The organism is Cupriavidus basilensis OR16, assembly GCF_000243095.1.
In the GTDB taxonomy this organism is placed as follows: Bacteria; Pseudomonadota; Gammaproteobacteria; order Burkholderiales; family Burkholderiaceae; genus Cupriavidus; species Cupriavidus basilensis_D.
In genome coordinates, this window is record NZ_AHJE01000098.1 from 13,519 (window position 1) to 28,257 (window position 14,739).

At 66.4% G+C, this 14,739-nt stretch carries 12 protein-coding genes, 1 tRNA gene and 2 pseudogenes; 12 read left to right on the top strand and 3 right to left on the bottom strand.

What is annotated here, in order from left to right; translation table 11 throughout:
- Positions 1-50 precede the first annotated feature (50 nt).
- The 12 genes and pseudogenes from OR16_RS29715 to OR16_RS29770 all read left to right on the top strand — a co-directional run bounded on the left by OR16_RS29715 (position 51) and on the right by OR16_RS29770 (position 11,423).
- Complete coding sequence (locus OR16_RS29715) at positions 51-1,124, top strand: Bug family tripartite tricarboxylate transporter substrate binding protein (protein ID WP_237717274.1); 1,074 nt, start codon at positions 51-53, stop codon at positions 1,122-1,124.
- A gap of 131 nt (positions 1,125-1,255) precedes the next feature.
- Complete coding sequence (locus OR16_RS29720) at positions 1,256-2,224, top strand: LysR substrate-binding domain-containing protein (RefSeq protein WP_006162378.1); 969 nt, start codon at positions 1,256-1,258, stop codon at positions 2,222-2,224.
- A gap of 177 nt (positions 2,225-2,401) precedes the next feature.
- The gene (locus OR16_RS29725; RefSeq protein WP_006162379.1) at positions 2,402-3,871 is read left to right on the top strand and encodes a 2-hydroxymuconic semialdehyde dehydrogenase; all 1,470 of its coding nucleotides are present in this window, start codon (positions 2,402-2,404) and stop codon (positions 3,869-3,871) included.
- 474 nt (positions 3,872-4,345) lie between these two features.
- Positions 4,346-5,299: an acetaldehyde dehydrogenase (acetylating) gene (locus OR16_RS29730; RefSeq protein WP_050983150.1), complete on the top strand. Its 954-nt coding sequence runs from the start codon at positions 4,346-4,348 to the stop codon at positions 5,297-5,299.
- Positions 5,227-6,103, top strand: a pseudogene (dmpG, locus tag OR16_RS29735) (4-hydroxy-2-oxovalerate aldolase); the annotation flags it as partial. The gene OR16_RS29730 and the pseudogene dmpG, both read left to right, overlap by 73 nt.
- Entirely contained in the window at positions 6,100-6,870 is a 771-nt protein-coding gene (locus tag OR16_RS29740) for a 2-keto-4-pentenoate hydratase (protein ID WP_006162382.1), read from the top strand. The pseudogene dmpG and the gene OR16_RS29740, both read left to right, overlap by 4 nt.
- A gap of 16 nt (positions 6,871-6,886) precedes the next feature.
- Positions 6,887-7,309, top strand: a complete 423-nt coding sequence (locus tag OR16_RS29745; RefSeq protein ID WP_006162383.1) for a RidA family protein — start codon at positions 6,887-6,889, stop codon at positions 7,307-7,309.
- Positions 7,310-7,358: 49 nt separating this feature from the next.
- On the top strand, positions 7,359-7,907 hold the full coding sequence (locus tag OR16_RS29750; RefSeq protein ID WP_006162384.1) for a 3-hydroxyanthranilate 3,4-dioxygenase: 549 nt from the start codon (positions 7,359-7,361) through the stop codon (positions 7,905-7,907).
- The gene (locus OR16_RS29755; protein WP_006162385.1) at positions 7,904-8,926 is read left to right on the top strand and encodes an amidohydrolase family protein; all 1,023 of its coding nucleotides are present in this window, start codon (positions 7,904-7,906) and stop codon (positions 8,924-8,926) included. Before OR16_RS29750 ends, OR16_RS29755 begins: the two co-directional genes overlap by 4 nt.
- 100 nt (positions 8,927-9,026) lie before the next feature.
- Positions 9,027-10,475 (top strand): amino acid permease, encoded by a 1,449-nt coding sequence (locus tag OR16_RS29760; protein WP_006162386.1) that lies wholly within the window; start codon positions 9,027-9,029, stop codon positions 10,473-10,475.
- Positions 10,476-10,601: 126 nt separating this feature from the next.
- Positions 10,602-10,677: transfer RNA gene (locus OR16_RS29765), tRNA-Thr, on the top strand.
- Between the two features lie 380 nt (positions 10,678-11,057).
- Complete coding sequence (locus tag OR16_RS29770) at positions 11,058-11,423, top strand: hypothetical protein (RefSeq protein WP_043421727.1); 366 nt, start codon at positions 11,058-11,060, stop codon at positions 11,421-11,423.
- 114 nt (positions 11,424-11,537) lie between these two features.
- Here the strand turns inward: OR16_RS29770 and OR16_RS48505 are convergent, their stop codons facing one another.
- From OR16_RS48505 to OR16_RS44975, 3 genes and pseudogenes are all read right to left on the bottom strand, one after another.
- A complete protein-coding gene (locus OR16_RS48505; protein ID WP_423739694.1) occupies positions 11,538-11,714 on the bottom strand; it encodes a DUF1214 domain-containing protein in 177 nt (58 codons plus the stop codon).
- Positions 11,674-12,801: pseudogene (locus tag OR16_RS29775) on the bottom strand (DUF1254 domain-containing protein); the annotation flags it as partial. The pseudogene OR16_RS29775 and the gene OR16_RS48505, both read right to left, overlap by 41 nt.
- 102 nt (positions 12,802-12,903) lie before the next feature.
- Positions 12,904-14,397: a DUF1254 domain-containing protein gene (locus OR16_RS44975; protein WP_202801116.1), complete on the bottom strand. Its 1,494-nt coding sequence runs from the start codon at positions 14,395-14,397 to the stop codon at positions 12,904-12,906.
- Between the last annotated feature and the right edge of the window lie 342 nt (positions 14,398-14,739).

The following is a 14,739-nucleotide window of genomic DNA, read 5'->3' on the forward strand; positions in this document are numbered from 1 at the left end:
GCGCTTCCCCCTCACGCGAAGAACGCCGGCAACAACCACGGAGGAGACACATGATGAAGACACACAGCGTCCACTGCACATGGACGCAACGGGCAGCAGGTGCGCCGCCAACCCAAACCGCCCGCACGGCAAGGAAGGTCGGCATCGCAGGCAAACTTGGCGGCCGCCTTGCCGCAGGCCTGGCGCTGGCCTTCGCGGCTGCCCTGCCCGCGCTGGTCCACGCGCAGGAGCCCTGGCCCGTGCGTCCGGTCACCATCGTGGTGCCATTCGCCCCCGGCGGCAATACCGACATGATTGCCCGCTTGCTGGCGGAACGCCTGGGCAAGAGCTTTGGCAAGCCGTTCGTGGTAGACAACCGCGGTGGCGCGGGCGGCCTGATCGCAGCGGAGTATGTCGCGCGCGCACCGGCCGACGGCTATGTGCTGTTCATGTCGACGATGACGCAGATCGTCACCGCTCCCATGACCAACAAGATCCGCTACGACCCGGTGCGAGACTTCGTGCCCATCATCAATGTTGGCGGCAACCCCTTCATCCTTGCCGCCAGCACCCGGCACAACTTCAAGACGGTGGCGGACCTGGTGCGCTATGGCAAGGAGAACCCCGGCAAGCTGAACGTGGGCCACGCCGGCAACGGCGGCCTGACCCAGCTCTCAGCGCTGCTGTTCCTGAGCCGCGCCGGCGTGCAGGCCACCATGGTGCCATACCGCGGCGGCGCGCCCGCGCTGGCCGATGTGCTGGCCGGCCAGATCGACCTGTACAGCGCCAGCGTGTCCGAGGTGATGCCGTACGCGGGCACCGGCAAGCTCAGCCTGCTCGCGGTGTCCAGCGACAAGCGCCTGCCGCAGCTGCCGTCGCTGCCCACCATCGCCGAGAGCTATCCCGGCCACCAGGTGGATACGTGGAACGGCCTGGTCGGCCCTGCGAAGATGCCGCCTGAGATCGTCGACAAGATCGGCGCCGAGGCGAAGAAGATCATCGCCGAGCCGGAATTCCGCGCACATCTGGAGAAGGCCGGCATCATCCCGCTGGGTGAGACGCACGAGCCGTTCGCGCAGCGCATCAAGCAGGACCAGAAGAAGTGGAAACCGGTGATCGAAGCGGCCGGCATCCAGCCGGAGTAGGCGACGGCAGGCACACCGGCGCGGCCACGCAAAACGCGCCGGCGGTAAACCTCAATATGGCGGCACCGGTGCCCACTCTATAATCGGCGCATGGTCTTCCGCCCCACCAGGCGGTCAAAGCAATGTGCCTCATGTCCAGCCGTCCCACCGTTACCTTGAGCGACGTGATGCTGCGCCGCCTCAAGCTCAAGCCCCTGTTGATCTTCGATCGCGTGCTGCAGTCGGGCTCGATCGTGCGTGCGGCGCGTGAGCTGAGCCTGACCCAGCCCGCCGTCACCAAGGCGATCCAGGAACTGGAAGAAGACCTCGAAGTCCCCTTGTTCGAGCGCACCAACCGCGGCGTGGTGGCCACCAGCTACGGCCTGCTGCTAGGCGAGCGCGTGAAGTCGGTGATTGCCGAGCTGCGCTACCTCACCGACGAGCTCAACAGCTTCCGCTCGGGCGACACCGGCAACGTCATCGTCGGCACGCTCATCTCCGCCTCGGCCCGGCTGCTGCCGCGCACCATCGCGCTGATGAAGACGCGGCGCCCCGGCATCCTGGTGACCGTGCGCGAAGCCCCCACCGACCGCCTCTTCCCCGCCCTGGCCACCGGCGAGCTCGATCTCGTCATCGGCCGCCTGCCGGAGAGCGACCTGCCGCTCGCCCGCATGTTCGCGCTCACGCATACCGCGCTGTACGACACCGCCATGTGCGTGGTGGTGGCCCGCGACAACCCGTTGGCGGCGGGTGCGGGCCTGCGCCTTGCCGAGCTGACCGCGCACCCGTGGATCCTGCCGCTGAACGAATCGCCCGCGCGCCTGGTCGCCGAGCGCATGTTCCTCGACGCCGGCCTGCAGGTGCCGGCCAACCTGGTGGAGTCGCTCTCGCTGCTGACCAATATCGGGCTGATGCAGGACCTTGGCGCCATCGGCCTGATGGCGCGCGACGTGGCCGATCATTTCGCGCGCCTCGGGCTGCTGGCCATCCTCGACCTGGGCGATATCGGCCGCTTTGGCACCATCGGGTATTCGGTGCGCGCGGACCGCGCGCCGGCCCCCGCTGCCGCGCATTTCATCGCCTGCCTGCGCGAAGCCGCCGCGTTGCCGCCAGAACCCTGAGGCTCGCCTGATGCCGCCCTGGCGCCATCCCGAGGCGGGCCACCCTGGCCGCCTCCAGACATGCCATTTTGGAATACCAGGGGCCTTCTTCTTCATTATGCAAGGCCTGGGGACGCTCCATATACTGGTCCTCGCTGCGCACCCTTCCCCCACCCCGCGCAGCACGGAGACCAACCCGTGCCCAAGCAAAACATTCCACTGATCCGGCACTATATCGACGGCGAGTTCGTCGCCAGCGCCGGCACCTTTCCCGACACCTGCCCGGTCGACGGCCACCTTGTCGCCAACGTGTGCGAAGCCGACGCGGCGCTCGTGGACCGTGCCGTGCAAGCCGCGCGGCGCGCGCTGCGAGGCCCCTGGGGACAACTCGACGTACAACAGCGCGCCGCGCTGCTGCACCGCATCGCCGACGGCATCGAAGCCCGCTTCGACGCGTTCGTGGCCGCCGAGGTGGAAGACACCGGCCGCCCCGAGCACCAGGCCCGCACGCTGGACGTGGCGCGCGCCGTCACCAACTTCCGCACCTTCGCCGACCTTGCCAAGACCGCCGGCAACGAACTGTACGAGACGCCCACGGCGGATGGCGCCGGCGCGCTCAACTACACGGTGCGCAAGCCCGTGGGCGTGGTCGGCATCATCTCGCCGTGGAACCTGCCGCTGCTGCTGCTGACCTGGAAGGTGGCGCCCGCGCTCGCGTGCGGCAACACCGTGGTGGCCAAGCCATCGGAGGAGACCCCGGCCTCGGCCGCGCTGCTGGCCGAGGTCATCCACGAGGCGGGCGTGCCGCACGGCGTGTTCAACCTGCTGCACGGCTTCGGCGGCGGCTCCGCAGGGGAATTCCTCACCCGCCACGATGGCATCGACGCCATCACGTTCACGGGCGAGTCCAAGACCGGCAGCACCATCATGCGTGCGGTGGCCGACGGCGTGAAGGAAATCTCCTTCGAGCTCGGCGGCAAGAACGCCGCAGTTGTGTTCGCCGATGCCGATTTCGACGCCGCGGTGGCGGGCGTGCTGCGCTCTTCCTTTACCAACGCCGGCCAGGTTTGCCTGTGCTCCGAGCGCGTGTTTGTCGAGCGGCCCATCTTCGATGCCTTCGTGGCGGCGCTCAAGGCCCGCACGCAAGCACTCAAGGTCGGCTATCCCGGCGACGAGGGCGTCGACATGGGCCCGCTGATCTCGCGCGGCCACCGGGAGAAGGTGGAATCGTATTTCCGCCTCGCGGTGGAGGAAGGCGCCACCGTGGTCTGCGGCGGCAAGGTGCCGGTGTTTGGCGATGCGCGCGACGACGGCGCGTACGTGATGCCCACCATCTGGACCGGCCTGCCGGACAGCGCGCGCTGCGTCACCGAGGAGATCTTCGGCCCAGTCTGCCATATCGCGCCATTCGACAGCGAGGAGGACGTCGTCGCCCGCGTCAACGACAGCGCCTACGGCCTGGCCTGCGCGCTGTGGACCACCAACCTGACACGCGCCCACCGCGTAGCGCGCCAGGTGCGGGTGGGGCTGACCTGGGTCAACACCTGGTACCTGCGCGACCTGCGCACACCCTTCGGCGGCGTCGGCCTCTCGGGCCTGGGCCGCGAAGGCGGCCGCCACTCGCTCGACTTCTACTCGGAAGTGGCGAACATCTGCATCAAGCTCTGAGCCATGACGAACGAGACCAAACAAGCAACCAACCCCGACGACGCCATCCGCGCCGCCGCCGAGCTGCTCTGGCAGGCGCATGCCGGACATGCGCCGTGCGCGCCGGTGCGCACGCTGATCGGCGACGCCGATGCGCAGGCGGCCTATCAGGTGCAGGAGATCAACACGCAGCGCTGGCTCGCGCAGGGCCGCCGCCTGGTGGGCCGCAAGATCGGCCTGACCTCGCGCGCCGTGCAGCAGCAACTGGGCGTGGGCGAGCCGGATTTCGGCATGCTGTTCGCCGACATGGCCGTGGCCGAGGGCGAGGAGATCGACCTGCGCCGCGTGCTGCAGCCCAAGATCGAGGCCGAGATCGCGCTGGTGCTGGCGCATCCGCTGGCGCATGAGCGCCACACCATCGCCGACCTGATCCGCGCCACCGCCTACGCGCTACCCGCTGCCGAGATCGTCGGCAGCCGCGTGGCCAACTGGGATATCCGCCTGGTCGACACGATTGCCGACGCCATCATCGGCTCCGGCAATATCGGCACCGACCTGATGATCAAGATCCTGCGCCACGGCCAGCATCTGGAGGTCGGCGCCATGATCGGCATCGATGCCGCCTCCGACGGCCTCGCCCGCGCGCAGCGCCTGGGCGTGCCCACCACGCATCGGGGCATCGAAGGGCTGCTTGACATGCCCGGCTTCGCGGACATCCGCGTGGCCTTCGACGCCACCTCGGCCGGCGCCCATATGCATCACAACGCCGTGCTGCAGAAGCACGGCATCCAGGTGATCGACCTGACCCCGGCGGCAATCGGCCCGTATGTGGTGCCGGTGGTCAACCTGGACGCCCACCTCGATGCGCCCAACATCAATATGGTCACTTGCGGCGGGCAGGCCACGATCCCCATCGTGCGTGCCGTGTCGCAAGTCGCGCCGGTGAGCTACGCCGAAATCGTGGCGTCCATCGCGAGCCGCTCGGCCGGTCCCGGCACACGCGCCAATATCGATGAATTCACGCAGACCACCTCCAACGCCATCGTGGAAGTGGGCGGCGCCGCGCACGGCAAGGCCATCATCGTGCTGAACCCGGCGGAGCCGCCGCTGCTGATGCGCGACACGGTGTTCTGCCTGACCGCGGCCGATGCCGACCAGGACGCCATCCGCGCCTCGGTCGAGCGCATGGTGGCGCGGGTGGCCGCCTATGTGCCCGGCTACCGGCTCAAGCAGCAAGTCCAGTTCGAGCGCATCGACCCGGCCCGCCCGCTCACGCTGCCGGGCATCGGCCGCCTGGACGGCCTCAAGGTCTCGGTGTTCCTGGAAGTGGAAGGCGCCGCGCACTACCTGCCGGCCTACGCCGGCAATCTCGACATCATGACTTTGGCGCGCACACCGATCTCGAATGGATCGCCGCGGTGGCCGCGGAGCTCAAGCACGCACGCGTAGCCACGCTGCTGCTGCCTGGCATCGGCACCATCCACGACCTGCGTGCCGCCTACGATGCCGGCGCCCGCACCGTGCGCGTCGCCACCCACTGCACCGAGGCCGAGCCAGCATATCGAGTACGCGCGCCAGCTCGGCATGGATACCGTGGGCTTCCTGATGATGTCGCACATGACCACGCCGGCGGCGCTGGCACAGCAAGCCAGGCTGATGGAATCCTACGGCGCGCAGTGCGTGTACGTGGTGGACTCCGGCGGTGCGCTGTCGATGCGCGACGTGGCCGAGCGCTTCGATGCGTTCAAGCAAGTGCTCGATCCCGCCACCGAGACCGGCATGCACGCCCACCACAACCTGTTGCTGGGCGTGGCTAATTCCATGGTGGCGCTGGAGCATGGCTGCGACCGCGTGGATGCCTCGCTTGCCGGCATGGGCGCGGGTGCGGGCAACGCGCCGCTGGAGGTCTTTATCGCGGCGATCGACCGCGCGGGCATTGCGCACGGCACCGATCTCTACGCGCTGATGGACGCCGCGGACGACCTGGTTCGCCCGCTGCAGGACCGCCCCGTGCGCGTCGACCGCGAAACGCTGGCGCTTGGCTATGCCGGCGTGTACTCCAGCTTCCTGCGCCACGCCGAGGCCGCCTCCGCGCGCTACGGCATAGCCACCGTCGACATCCTGGTCGAGCTCGGACGCCGCCGCATGGTCGGCGGACAGGAAGACATGATCGTGGACGTGGCGCTGGACCTGCTGCGCCAGCGCGATGCGTCCGCCAATCCCGTCAACAACCCGCTCGCGAGTGCCGCATGATTGCCGATCAGATTACCCGTTGCGCCACCCGCCTCGACGACGCCGCGCGCCAGCGTGAAGCCATCGACCCGCTGGGCGGCGCCACGCCCTTTTCCATCGAGGACGCCTATGCCATCCAGGCCGGCGCCATCGCGCTGCGCCTCGAGCGCGGCGAGCAACCGATCGGCATCAAGCTCGGCTTCACCAGCCGCGCCAAGATGGTCCAGATGGGTGTGGACAGCCTGATCTGGGGCCAACTCACCGATGCCATGCTGTGCGAGGAAGGCGCCGCGCTCGCGCTCGATGCCTTCATCCATCCGCGCATCGAGCCCGAGGTGTGCTTCCTGACCGCGCGCGACATCCACGGCCCGCTCTCCTTGCTCGATGCCGGCGGCTACATCGAAGCCGTGGCCCCGGCCATGGAGATCATCGACTCGCGCTACCGCAACTTCAAGTTCTCGCTGGCCGACGTGGTCGCCGACAACTGCTCGTCCGCCGCGCTGGTGGTGGGACCGTGGTCGCGCCCGGATTGCGTGCTGGCCAACTGCGGCGTGCAGCTCGAGATCGACGGCCGCCCGGCGCAGCTTGGCACCACCGCGGCCATCCTCGGCAACCCGCTGCGCGCGCTGGTGCAGGCCTCGCGACTGCTGGCACGGGCCGCCATGGTGCTTCCCGCCGGCTCGCTGATCATGGCCGGCGCGGCCACCGCGGCCGAGCCGCTGCGTGCCGGCTGCCACGTGCGCACCCGCGTGAGCGGCCTGGGACAAGTCGAACTGAGCACACGCTGACAACCGGAGACCACACATGACCACGCTTTCCAAAGTCCTGACCGGCAAGGCCACCCCGCGCGGCCGCTTCCCCCACGTGAAGCGGGCCGGCGACTTCCTGTTCGTCTCCGGCACCAGCTCGCGCCGTGCGGACAACAGCTTCGCCGGCGCCAGCGCCGACGCCATGGGCGTGACCGCGCTCGACATCCGCGAGCAGACCCGCGCCGTGATCCTCAATATCCGCGAGATCCTGCAAAGCGTCGGCTGCGATCTGTCCGACCTGGTGGAGATCACCACCTTCCTCGTCAACATGAACGATTTCGGCGGCTACAACGAGGTCTATGGCGAGTACTTCGACTACGACGGCCCGACCCGCACCACCGTGGCCGTGCACCAGTTGCCGCACCCGCATCTGCTGATCGAGATCAAGGCCGTGGCCTACCAGCCGCTGCCGCGCTGACGCGCCCAACCCCGCCCCCGCACACGCAAACGCACAAGAGACTCACGCCATGTTCACCTACGGCATGCCCCTGAACTTCCCGCGCTGGCTGGACGAGCACGCGCATAGGCTCAAGCCGCCCGTTGGCAATCAGCAGATCTGGCAGGACGCCGACACCATCGTCACGGTGGTGGGCGGCCCCAACCAGCGCACGGATTTCCATGACGATCCGCTCGAAGAATTTTTCTACCAGTTCAAGGGCAATGCCTGGCTGAACATCATGGACCGCGGCAAGCGCGAGCGCGTGGACCTCAGGGAAGGCGACATTTTCCTGTTGCCCGCGCACGTGCGGCATTCCCCGCAACGCCCCGAGGCCGACAGCCGCTGCCTGGTGATCGAGCGCCAGCGCCCCGCAGGCATGGTGGACGGCTTCGAGTGGTTTTGCCCCGCGTGCAGCGCGCTGGTGCACCGCGTGGAAGTGCAGCTCAAGAGCATCGTCACCGACCTGCCCCCGCTGTTCGCCGGCTTCTACGACAACGCCGCACTGCGCCGCTGCGGGCAATGTGGCACGGTGCATCCGGGCCGCGCCGTGGCACCGGCCAGCAAGGACCCTAAATGAGCACCAACTGCGTGGTGGATATCCACAGCCACTTCTTCCCGCCCATCACCCGCCAGGAGGCCGCCGCGCTGGACCCGGCCGCCGCGCCGTGGCTGCGCACCGAGGGCAGCGATCTCGAAGACGGCAGCGCCATGATCATGACCGGCGACCAGCCGTTCCGCCCGGTCTACTCCGCGCTCTGGGACCCCGCGCGCCGCATCGAGGAAATGGACCGCTGCGGTGTCGACATCCAGCTGATGTGCGCCACGCCGGTGATGTTCGGCTACCGCTATCCGGCAGACGTCGCGGTGCCCTGGTCGCAGCGCATGAACGACTACGCGCTGGAACTCTGCGCGCACCGTCCCGCGCGGCTCAAGGCGCTGGCCCAGGTGCCGCTGCAGGATATCGACGCGGCATGCCGCGAGGCCTCGCGCGCCAGGGCCTGCGGCCACGCCGGCGTGCAGATCGGCAACCATCTCGGCGAGCGCGACCTCGACGACGAAGGCCTGATCACGTTCCTCGTCCACTGCGCCAACGAAGGCATTCCGGTGCTGGTGCACCCGTGGGACATGATGGGCGCCCCGCGCATGAAAAAGTGGATGCTGCCCTGGCTGGTGTCGATGCCGGCGGAGACGCAGCTCGGCATCCTGTCGCTGATCCTGTCCGGCGCGTTCGAGCGCATCCCGGCCTCGCTCAAACTGTGTTTCGCGCATGGCGGCGGCAGCTTTGCCTTCCTGCTCGGCCGCGTCGATAACGCCTGGCGCCATCGCGACATCGTGCGCGAAGACTGCCCGCACCCGCCCTCGTCCTACGTCAACCGCTTCTTCGTGGACTCCGCCGTGTTCGACCCGCGCGCGCTCAAGCTGCTGGTCGACGTGATGGGCGAGGACCGGGTCATGCTGGGCTCGGACTACCCCTATCCGCTCGGCGAGCAACAGGTCGGCGCGCTGATCCGCGGGACCGATCTTGCCGACACGGCGCGGCACAAGCTGCTGGGCGGCAATGCCGCGGCATTCTTCGGGCTCGGGGATAACAAGTAACAAGTAACAAGTAACAAGCAACCAGCCACAAGCACGCAGCCACAAATGACCCGGCTCATGCCCGACAAGGCAAGGGCGGCGGGCAAACCAAGGAGGAGACATGGAACAAGGAAACGGGCAACGCAACGCAAGCGGAGGCTTCCAGCAAATCGTCCAGCGTGAGCAAGGCCTGCACCGCAGCCTCAAACCCGCCCAGCTCGCCATGATCGCCATTGGCGGTGCCATCGGCACCGGGCTGTTCATGGGCAGCGGCTTTGCCATCGGCTTCGCCGGCCCCGGCGTGCTGCTCAGCTACGGCATCGGCGCGCTGGTCACGCTGCTGCTGATGGGCTGCCTGGCCGAGATGACGGTAGCCCACCCCACCTCCGGCTCCTTCGGCGCCTATGCCGAGCACTATGTCAGCCCGCTCGCCGGCTTCCTGGTGCGCTACGCCTACTGGGCCTCCATCGTGCTCGCGGTCGGCACCGAAGTCACCGCCGTGGCGCTCTACATGGGGTACTGGTTCCCGCAGGTGCCCGCCTGGTTCTGGATCGTCTCGTTCTCCGCCGCGCTGATCCTCATCAACCTGGTCGGCGTGGGCATATTCGGCGCCGTCGAGTACCTGTTCTCGATGGTCAAGATCGTCGCCATCGTCGCCTTTATCCTGGTGGCCGCCTACGTCGTCTTCGGCACGCCCGGCAGCACTGGCAGCGGCGCGGCCGGCGCAGGCTTCCACCACTACACGGCGCACGGCGGCTTCCTGCCGAACGGTTTGTGGGGCATGTGGGTAGCGGTGATCGTCTCGATCTTCAGCTACCTCAGCATCGAGATGATCGCGGTCGCCGCCGGCGAAGCCCAGGACCCCGAGCGCGCCGTGCTGCAAGCGTTCCGCTCCACCATGATCCGGCTCGGCCTGTTCTACCTGCTCACGCTCGCGCTGATGCTCGCCATCGTTCCCTGGAACCAGGCCGGCGCGCAAAAAAGCCCCTTCGTCCAGGTGATGGAAGCCATCCACGTGCCGGGCGCCGCCGCCATCATCAACTTCGTCGTGCTGATCGCCGCGCTGTCCGCCATGAACAGCCAGCTCTACATCACCACCCGCACCATGTTCAGCCTGGCCCGCGCAGGGCAAGCCCCGCGCAGCTTCGGCGAAGTCAGCAAGCGCGGCATCCCCGTGCGCGCGCTGTTGCTCTCCAGCATCGGCATCGCGCTCGCCACCGGCCTCAACGTGTTCTACCCCGGCGACGCCTTCCTGCTGATGATGGCCATCTCCATGTTCGGCGCCCTCTTCACCTGGTTCATGATCTTCCTCACCCACTACCGCTTCCGCCGCCAATGGGTCGCCAGCGGCAACCGCCCGCTGGCCTTCCGCATGCGCGGCTTCCCCCTGCTCACGCTGCTAGGCGCCGGCATGCTGCTGGCCATCATGGCGACCACCCTGTTCACCGAAGCCTTCCGCATGACGCTGCTCACCGGCATCCCCTTCCTGGCGGTGCTCAGCGTGGCCTACCTGCTCTGGTTCCGCCAGCGCGCCGAACCCGCGCCACTGGCCGCCAACGACGCGGCCTGAATGACCGCGCCGCCACCTGGCGGCGCGCCTGCGGAGGCTCCTGGCAGATTTTTTTCGCCGGGGCTTCCCAGTGAAAAAAAACGCTGCTATGATTGCGGGCTTCATCCAGTTGTTGACGGATGGTGGGCCGAAGTAGCTCAGTCGGTAGAGCAGCTCATTCGTAATGAGAAGGTCGGGGGTTCGATTCCTCTCTTCGGCACCATAAGAATTCCAAAGTTTGACCAGCATTGCCTAGAAGCCCAGACAGCGTAAAGCTCTCTGGGTTTTTTGTTGCCCAGCGTTTGCAAACCTTGCCCAGCGTTTGCCACATTGTTTGGGGGTATGTTTGAGGGTATGGGGTATGAGTCTTTGGCGTATGAGCTCACGGAGCCCCGGATGCCCAAGCGGATCCTTCCCCTGACCGATGCGCAGTGCCGCCAGGCCAAGTACGGCGGCGATGGCGGAAATCGGCTCCGGGACGGCGCAGGCCTCTTCCAGGAACTGCGGCCCAGCGGCGGCCTGACTTGGTACCATCCACCGCCAAACTCGCACACGCCTGAGATGCGCTTCGCATCCTGCCACCAAATCCATGGAGATCACGCTGTGAAATACACGAAGGTGCTGGCAGCAGCGGCCTGCCTGATATCAGCGGCTTGCACGACGCCCGCGCCATCCACCGGCCGACAGATGTCGACCTATGACAGCGACACCGAATACACGGTGGAGTATGTCGCGGACGGGTTCACCCTCATGGTCAACTATCGCTACCCGCAGTTCTTCGTGCGCTCCAGCGCGGCGCAGGCGGCATGCAAGTCGGCGCTGACCAGTGTGGCCAACAGCCTGGCCGAGCGCCGACAACGGCAGCTCGAGCCGGTCAACGAGCAACGCATCCAGGTCGCCACCAGCAGGGCTTGGTCTGGCAAGTTCGCCAGCTGCTCGGCCTCCGCGCCGATGGCCTGGAAGCGCTGACACCGGGGCGACGGGCCCGTTTGGAACGGCGCCCGCTGGTCTCGTAGGTATGCGCGCCCGAAGGCAGCAGAACACACGGATAGACCCCGCACGCCCGCTGTCGATGCCGCGAACTTACTTGGCTTCCTCTATGTCGCCTGGCTTCCAGCTCTTGTCAAAGAATGGTTGAAGGGGTCCGTAGAATCGGAGGAGCGGGAACCAGCCCTTCCCCCCCACCGTTTGTACCCAGTTCTTCTCCTTGCCCTGCGGTGCGCTCGGGCCAAAAAAAAATGTCGACCGATCCGTCCGCATTTTTTGCCGGCCCCGTGTACTGACTGACCGACGGGAAACGCTGCTCGTTGCGCAGCATGGAGCGGCTCTGCGCGTCGTAGACGACCAGCGACCAGAAATTCTTCACCGGAACATTTGCCGGAATGCGCAGGCGATAGTTCTTGCCGCCGTCGAGGTACGAGCCGTCGGCGGCGCGCGTCGCCCACAGATATTGCGATCCCTGGCCAACGACCTTCGCCACCATGGCCGGGGACATCCCGATTGCGCCATAGGAGAACGCTGAGCGGCGGTCCGTGTTGAGGTAGCCCTGCGAATCCCAGGTGGCACTCCCACCAATGAACAGCCACTCCCAGCGCCGCTCAGGGTAGACGATCCGCTCGGGGTCGGCCGAAGCAAAGGAAATATCTCGCGCAATTGCGCCGCCTAGCTGACCCGCCTGCGCGAAGACGGACTCGCGGTCCTGATCCGGGGAAAACGGTTTGCCTTTCTCGATGCCGATGGAGGCCAGGTAGAACCGTTCCTGCGACGAGAAGATCTCGGCAGGCTCGGTCTGGACGATGTCGTTCAGTGAGTGGAAATACTGCGCGGTGTCAGGGAAGATCGTATCTATCTGCTTGCCGGAGCCATTGACGAACACCATTTGCGGCGCGTTGGCGGCACGGGCTAGTGGATAGATCCTGGCACGTTTCATCAGCGCCGTCGCCTGATCGGGCTTGCCGTCGACGAGAAAGCCGCGCACGCCGAAGACGAGTTTGTATGTGCGCGCCTTGGCGGCGATATAGCCCTTAGGCACTGTGCCGGTATAGCCAGGCGGCAGCAGGAGGACTTTGCCGCCCTTGCCGTGGTCCGCGCCAGTCGGGCCGATGCCGACCACTTCCTTCTGCTGCAGATCGCTTACGCCGCCCAGCAGCATGGGCGGCACCTCGATCACAGTTGGCCCGTCGCGCTTCAGGTCGATCGCAGCCAAGGCATAGACCGTCTCGCTGTTCCCGGTCAGGAGCAGCGTCTGCGCGTCCATCAGCGACTCCCAGATCACGAACTGGCCCGGCGCGCCGGTCTCCGCCGACCCGACGCCCTTCCAGACGTGATACCACGAGACGGTGGGCATCTGCGAGGGCGGGATGCGATGTGTTTGCGGAGTTCTGGTGTCATGTTGGGCTTTGTGGACAGATTTCGAACGGTTCAATCAAGGCCTGCAGGACGGTTGCCGTCAGCCGCCGACCTCTGTGATGTCATCCGGCTGCCAGGTCTTGTCGAAGAACGGTTGCAGCGGGCCATAGAAGCGCAGGATCGGGAACCAGCCCCGGTCGGGCAGTGTGCGGATCCAGTTCTTTTCCTTGCCTGCCGGAGCCTTGGGGCCAAAGTAGATGTCAATCGAGCCGTCGGGATTCTTGTCGGGACTGGTGTACTGGCTGACCGTGGGAAATTTCTGGCCGTTCTGCAGCATGGACCGGCTCTTGGCGTCATAGACCGTCACCGACCAGAAGTCCTTGACCGGCGGGTTGGCGGGAATGCGCAGCTTGTAGTGCTTCTTGCCGTCGAGGAAATTGCCGCGCCCATCCCTTGCGGACCAGATGTACTGCGACCCCGCGCCAACCACCTTGGAAGCCATCGCCGGGGTGTTGCCAGTCGCCGCGTAGGCAAACGCGCCGCGACGATCCATGTTGTCGTACCCCTGGCTGTCGAACAGATAGCTGCCGCCCACGAACGCCCATTGCCAGTGCTTGCCCGGGTACACGATTGCGTCCGGGTCCTTGCCGCCGTACGCATTCATGCGCGCCATTGCTGCGCCCATGCGTGCCGCCTCGACCAGCAACGCCTTGCGGGCCTTGTCTGGCGCGAATGGCTGGCCCTTGACGATGCCGATCGACGCCAAGTAGAAACGCTCGAGCGAGCCGATGGCCTCCGCCGGCTCCTGCTGCACTAGTTCGTTCAGTTCCTCGAAGAAGGTGAAGTCGTCGGCGTGGATGGTATCCAGGTACTTGCCGGAGGCATCGAGGAACGTGGTTGGCTTCGCGTTGGCGGCCTGCGCCAGCGGATAGACCTTGATCTGGCGCGAGCGCTCGGCTGCCGCCCTGGGGTCCGGATCCACCGCACGCATCAGCATCCAGACACCATAGGTGCGGGACTTCGAGACGAAATAGCCGCTCTGCGGCACCTCGCCCTTGTAGTCCGGCGGCAGGAACAGCAACTTGCCACCCTGGCCCTTGTCGGGCCCCGCAATACCGCCGTCGGCGATGTATCGCATCCACATGTCGTCGAAGAGGCCCAGCATCTTCGGCGGCAGTTCGACGACCGTGGGGCCGTCACGCTTCAGGTCGAGAAACGTAATGGTGTACACCGTGTCGCCGTTGGGCGTGAGCAGCAGCGTGTTCGCATCGAGCAGTTCCTGCCAGATGGCAATCTGGTTCGGCACCTTGGCGCCAAAGTCACCCAGGCCCTTGCGGAACTTGAACATCGACACAGCGGCAATGTTCTGCAAGTAGGCTTCGATCGCGCGATTGAAGATCAGCTGATCGTGGAGCTTGTCGACAGACGCGGGCGTTGGGTAGCCGCCGTTGAAGGCGAACGTGCCGACGCGGCTCTTGATATTCTCCGTTCCGATCCAGTGATGATCGTCGCGGGCAAGCGCTGACGGCTGCGCATATCCAAGTGAACAGGTCATGACCATGGCGGTCATCAAGGCGGATCCAGACAGTTTCATCGCGACAGCTTCCTCGGGAAAGTTGTCAGGCTACGTGAAACCGCCCCGTAACCATCATCTGTGCCAATTGAAAGTTTTTTTTCGGCGTCATAAAGAACTTCTGGTGCCGGAGCGCTTGGTAGCACGGCCAGATGGCGCTAAGCGGGGCGCAACCACGCCAGATCGCCTGGTCCCTCCGGATTTTCTTGCGGTGTGGACGCTCTGCATGGGCGGGGCCAGGATGCATGCGAACCCGATCGCCATAGAGACCTACTGGCTTCCGCCCGCTTCGCGTTAGGCGGCGCCCCGGCCGGTCCGGGTCAATTGTGGAAAATACGGCACCTCGCGCCCGCCACGTTCCCC